This window comes from Streptomyces sp. NPDC048600, from assembly GCF_055587025.1.
Genome location: NZ_JBVJGZ010000008.1, coordinates 1 through 3850 on the forward strand (window position 1 = coordinate 1; position 3850 = coordinate 3850).

Below are 3850 nucleotides of genomic sequence, written 5' to 3' on the forward strand. Positions count from 1 at the left end.
TCGGCGGCCGTCCCCCCCCCCCCCCCCCCCCCCCCCCCCCCCCCCCCCCCCCCCCCCCCCCCCCCCCCCCCCCCCCCCCCCCCCGCGGCCGTATGTGCCGGACCGGCCGTCAGGCGGTCAGCCGCTTCACGGCCGCCGCCACCCGCTCGTCCGTCGCCGTCATCGCCACGCGGACGAACCGCTCGCCCGCCGTGCCGTAGAAGTCGCCGGGAGCGACCAGGATGCCGCGCTCGGCGAGGTGGGCGACGGTGTCCCAGCAGGACTCGTCGCGGGTCGCCCACAGATAGAGGCTGGCCTCGCTGTGCTCGATCCGGAAGCCGTGCGCGAGCAGGGCGTCGCGCAGGGCCGCGCGGCGGGCGGCGTAGCGCTCGCGCTGCTCCGCCACATGCGTGTCGTCGCCGAGAGCGGCCACCACGGCCGCCTGGGTCGGCGCGGACGTCATCATGCCGCCGTGCTTGCGGATCTCCAGCAGCGGGCCGAGCACAGCCGGGTCACCGGCCAGGAACGCGGCCCGGTAGCCCGCCAGGTTGGAGCGCTTGGACAGCGAGTGCACCGAGACCAGGCCGTCGTACGAGCCGCCGTTGACGTCCGGGTGCAGCACCGAGACCGGGTCGGCCTCCCAGCCCAGCTCCAGATAGCACTCGTCGGAGAAGACCAGCACACCGTGCTCGCGGGCCCACGCGACGATCCGGGTCAGCTCCTCCTTGGAGAGGACCCTGCCGGTCGGGTTGGACGGAGAGTTGAGCCAGAGCAGCTTCAGCCCGGCCGGGTCCAGCTCGGTCGGGTCGTCGTAGACCTCGTACTCCGCGCGCGCCAGCCGGGCGCCGACCTCGTACGTCGGGTAGGCGAGGCGCGGATACGCGACCCTGTCGCCGGGGCCGAGGCCGAGCTGGGTGGGCAGCCAGGCCACCAGTTCCTTGGAGCCGACGATCGGCAGCACATGGCGGTGCGTGACGTCACGGGCGCCCAGCCGGCGCGTCACCCAGCCGGTGAGCGCGTCCCGCAGCTCGGGCGTGCCCCAGACCGTCGGATAGCCCGGGGAGTCGGCCGCGCCGATCAGCGCCTTCTGGATCAGCTCGGGGACCGGGTCGACCGGGGTGCCGACCGACAGGTCGACGATGCCGTCCGGGTGCGCGGCGGCCGTCTTCTTGTACGGCTCCAGCTTGTCCCAGGGGAAGGTGGGAAGGCGGTCGGAGAGAGCGGACACGGGTGCTTGGCTCACTTTCTTGCTACGCCGGGGACGCCTGCCGCGGCCGGGTCGCACGGTCGGCAAACGCCTCGGTCCCGTACGGCGATCAGGACGCTGATCAGGCCGTACGGGACCGAGGCCAGGCCGGTGGGACGGGCCGTCGTCAGCCGTTCTGGGGCGGGAGCGCGGCGATGAAGGGGTGGTCGCGCTCGATCAGACCCAGCTTGCTGGCGCCGCCCGGGGAGCCCAGCTCGTCGAAGAACTCGACGTTCGCCTTGTAGTAGTCCTTCCACTCCTCCGGAGTGTCGTCCTCGTAGAAGATCGCCTCGACCGGGCAGACCGGCTCACAGGCACCACAGTCGACGCATTCGTCCGGGTGGATGTACAAGGACCGCTGGCCCTCGTAGATGCAGTCGACCGGGCACTCCTCGATGCACGCCTTGTCCTTCACGTCGACACAAGGCTGCGCGATGACGTAGGTCACGCTGTCGTTCCTCCTCGATAGGGCGCTGGCGGGCCTCTGCAGGCTCCGCCGCCTGGCGCGCGGGAGCGCGGCGTCGTCGATGCCCGCCCCTAGTATCTCCGTTCTTGGGCATGATCCGAACAGGAGGGGTGAACCGACCCGTGGAAATCTCCGCGACAGGCCGCCTTGAGGTCCGTGTCACCGCTGCTGACGTGGGCAAACGCGTCTCTGTACGACGGTTGAGGGACGCTGGCGACTCGGCAGAGAAATTCACCGACACGGTGGGTGTTCTCACATCATGGGACGACGGTGTGCTCGTGATCACAAAGCGGGACGGCGAGCGTGTCCGGATCGAGGAATCCTCGCTGGTCGCGGGCAAGGTCGTGCCCCCGGCCCCGGCCCGCCGGCGCGGCCCCACCGCCTCCTACGAGGAGCTCGCCCGGGTCTCCTCGCGGGCGTGGCGGCCGGTGGAGAGCGAGCGGCTCGGCGCGTGGGAGCTGCGCGCCGCCGCCGGGTTCACCCGCCGCGCCAACTCGGTGCTGCCGCTCGGGGATCCGGGCCTGCCGCTGGACGACGCCCTCGCGGCCGTACGGCGCTGGTACGGCGACCGCGGCCTGCCCGCCTATGTGCAGACCGCCACCGGCGCCGAGGGCACCCAGGAGCTGCTGAGCGCTGAGCTGGCGGAGCGCGGCTGGGTGCGCGAGGTCAGCGCCGAGCTGTGGATCGGGTCACTGGCACCCCTGGCGGACGTGGGCGAGCCCGGCGGTGTGTCGCTGGCGCGGACCGCCGACGAGGCCTGGCTCGCGCGCTACCAGCGCAAGGGGCTGAGCGAGGTGGCCCTGCGGGTGCTGGGCGGCGGGCCCTCCGTGTGGTTCGCGGCCGTGCCGGGCGAGGGCGGCGTACCCGCGGCGATCGGGCGGCTGGTGGTGGACGGGCGCTGGGCCGGGTTCGCGGCGGTCGAGGTCGACCCCGCGCGGCGGCGCGAGGGGCTGGGCCGGGCCGTGATGGCCGCGCTGGCCCGGCGGGCGCTCGACGAGGGCGCCTCCGCCGCGTGGCTCCAGGTCGAGACCGACAACGTCCCGGCCCGGGCCCTGTACGCCGGCATGGGCTTCGCCGCGCACCACGCCTATCACCACTACCGCGCGCCCGGGGCGGCCGGAGCGGGCCGGTAGGTCTCTCCGGCCTTCCGGCCCGGTTTTCGTGGTTCGCCCGTGGGCCGGACCGTGCGCGCCCCGCGTCGCGCGGCGGCGGCAATGTGCCGTACCGGCCCTAACGATCACCCTGAGAGGGCACCAGCCAGATATGCGTCCCCCCATACCGCCCACCCCCGAGCGTTCCGCCGAGCTGCGCGACCGGTTCACCGAGGAGGCCCGTTCCGAGCGGCCGGATCTGACGCTGCTGTGCCTGCTGGTCGCCGCGCAGGCCGACCGGACGCTGGACGAGACGGGCATGGACGCGGTGCAGGTCGAACTGGACGAGCTCGCCGGACGGCTGCCCTACCGGCCGGGGTCGCCGCACGCCTGGGCGGTGGCCCTGCGGGAGCTGCTCGGCGAGCGGCTCGGGTTCCGCGGGACCCCCTCGGACTACCAGCGGCTGGAGTCGTCCCTGCTGCACGACGTCGTGCGGCGGCGCCGGGGGCTGCCGATCCTGCTGTCCGTGGTGTGGATCGAGGTGGCGCGGCGGGCCGGGGCACCGGTGTACGGGGTGGCGCTGCCGGGGCATTTCGTGGTCGGCCTCGGCCCGACGGGGGCGCAGGTGCTCGTGGATCCGTTCGACGGGGGACGGGTGCTCACGGGGCCCGACGCGGAGCTGCTGGTCGTGGGGGCGACGGGGGCTCCGCTGGAGCCGTCCATGCTGGTGCCCAGCACGCCCCTGGAGGTCGTCTCCCGCATCCTCAACAACATCCGGGTCTGGGCCGCGGCTCGGCCGGAGCGGTCCGATGTGGCGCTGTGGGCGGTGGAGTTGGCCCTGCTGCTGCCCTCGCATCCGGCGAGGCTGCGGTACGAGCGGGGGCAGGTGCTGGTGAAGCGGGGGGAGTTCGTGGCGGGGGCGTTGGAGATGGAGACGTATGCCGAGTTGGTGTCCGTCGTGGACGACGTCTTGGCAGAGCGGGTGCGGGGGGAGGCGTTGTCGGCGAGGGCGTTGCTGAACTGACGCGTGCCGTGGGGTGGCGGGGTGGGGTTGTGCGGGGCGGTGGT

Annotated in this window: 4 protein-coding genes; 2 read left to right on the forward strand and 2 right to left on the reverse strand. The window is 73.6% G+C overall.

What is annotated here, in order from left to right:
* Positions 1–109: 109 nt before the first annotated feature.
* Both ACZ6SQ_RS13045 and fdxA read right to left on the reverse strand, forming a co-directional pair.
* Complete coding sequence (locus tag ACZ6SQ_RS13045) at positions 110–1207, reverse strand: bifunctional succinyldiaminopimelate transaminase/glutamate-prephenate aminotransferase (RefSeq protein ID WP_469560284.1); 1098 nt, start codon at positions 1205–1207, stop codon at positions 110–112.
* A 145-nt stretch (positions 1208–1352) separates the two neighbouring features.
* Complete coding sequence (fdxA, locus tag ACZ6SQ_RS13050; RefSeq protein WP_010474859.1) at positions 1353–1673, reverse strand: ferredoxin; 321 nt, start codon at positions 1671–1673, stop codon at positions 1353–1355.
* 140 nt (positions 1674–1813) lie between these two features.
* On the opposite strand from fdxA, the gene ACZ6SQ_RS13055 reads away from it, so the two are divergent.
* Positions 1814–2824 (forward strand): GNAT family N-acetyltransferase, encoded by a 1011-nt coding sequence (locus tag ACZ6SQ_RS13055; RefSeq protein WP_469560962.1) that lies wholly within the window; start codon positions 1814–1816, stop codon positions 2822–2824.
* 130 nt (positions 2825–2954) lie between these two features.
* Positions 2955–3806 (forward strand): transglutaminase family protein, encoded by an 852-nt coding sequence (locus ACZ6SQ_RS13060; RefSeq protein ID WP_469560288.1) that lies wholly within the window; start codon positions 2955–2957, stop codon positions 3804–3806.
* Positions 3807–3850 lie beyond the last annotated feature (44 nt).